The following is a 1220-nucleotide window of genomic DNA, read 5'->3' as shown; positions in this document are numbered from 1 at the left end:
AGCCTATGAGGCCAAGCTGATCGGCAAGAACAACACCTCCGGCTATGATTTCGACATCTACATGCACCACGGCGCCGGCGCCTATATCTGCGGCGAGGAGACTGCACTCCTCGAAAGCCTCGAAGGCAAGAAGGGCCAGCCGCGGCTGAAGCCGCCATTCCCGGCCAATGTCGGCCTCTATGGCTGCCCGACCACGGTCAACAATGTCGAATCGATCGCGGTCGCGCCGACCATCCTGCGCCGCGGTGCGGCCTGGTTCTCGTCCTTCGGCCGGCCCAACAATGTCGGCACCAAGCTGTTTTGCATCTCCGGCCACGTCAACAATCCGTGCACGGTCGAAGAGGCGATGTCGATTCCGTTCCGCGAGCTCATCGAGACGCATTGCGGCGGCATTCGCGGCGGCTGGGACAATCTTTTGGCGGTCATACCGGGCGGCGCCTCTGTGCCGCTGGTACCGGCCGAGCAGATCATCGACACGCCGATGGATTTCGACGCGCTGCGCGACCTCAAATCCGGCCTTGGAACCGCGGCTGTCATCGTCATGGACAAGTCGACCGATGTCGTGAAGGCGATCGCGCGGCTTTCCTATTTCTACAAGCACGAGAGCTGCGGCCAGTGCACGCCATGCCGCGAAGGCACCGGCTGGATGTGGCGGGTGATGGAACGGCTGGTGCGCGGCGAGGCGCAGAAGCGCGAGATCGATATGCTGCTCGACGTCACCAAGCAGATCGAGGGCCATACGATCTGCGCGCTTGGCGACGCGGCGGCATGGCCGATCCAGGGACTGATGCGGCATTTCCGCGGCGAAGTGGAGCGGCGCATCGACGAGTTTTCGCGCAATGCGCACCGGGCCGAGCCTGTGATGGTGGCGGCGGAATAGAAGAATGTTTACGCGGGCGGAAGTCCGCAGCGAAGGGCGGGGCGAACGAAGAAACGACCAGGAGAACTCTATGGCGCCGTATTCGAACCCGCTGATGCCCAATTTGGACCAGATCGAGAAGATGAACCAGGACTTGACCAGGATGATGCCGAAGGAGATGGCCAGCGCCGTCAACCTTTTCGTGCATCCTGTGGCGGGTGCGGCGGCGATGTCGGCGCTTGGCCTCGGGCTCGCCAATCATGCTTTCGGCGTCTGGCTGGGCGCGCTTTCAGGCGCGGCAGAAGCCTCGCAGCGGCTGCTGCAGCCGATCGTCGATGATTTCGAGGCGCGCGTCGCGCAG

At 63.4% G+C, this 1220-nt stretch carries 1 protein-coding gene and 1 pseudogene; both read left to right on the top strand.

Annotation, left to right across the window (positions count from 1 at the left end; genetic code table 11):
* Positions 1-880: NADH-quinone oxidoreductase subunit NuoF (gene nuoF / locus EN750_RS35120; RefSeq protein ID WP_127399334.1), on the top strand; the 880-nt coding region annotated here is incomplete at its 5' end.
* Positions 881-950: 70 nt separating this feature from the next.
* A pseudogene (locus tag EN750_RS35115) lies at positions 951-1220 on the top strand (NADH-ubiquinone dehydrogenase); the annotation flags it as partial.

It is taken from the genome of Mesorhizobium sp. M7A.F.Ca.ET.027.03.2.1, assembly GCF_003999175.1.
Taxonomy (GTDB): Bacteria; Pseudomonadota; Alphaproteobacteria; order Rhizobiales; family Rhizobiaceae; genus Mesorhizobium.
The sequence above is the reverse complement of the archived record's forward strand: the minus strand, read 5'-3'. Positions and strand labels throughout refer to the sequence as shown.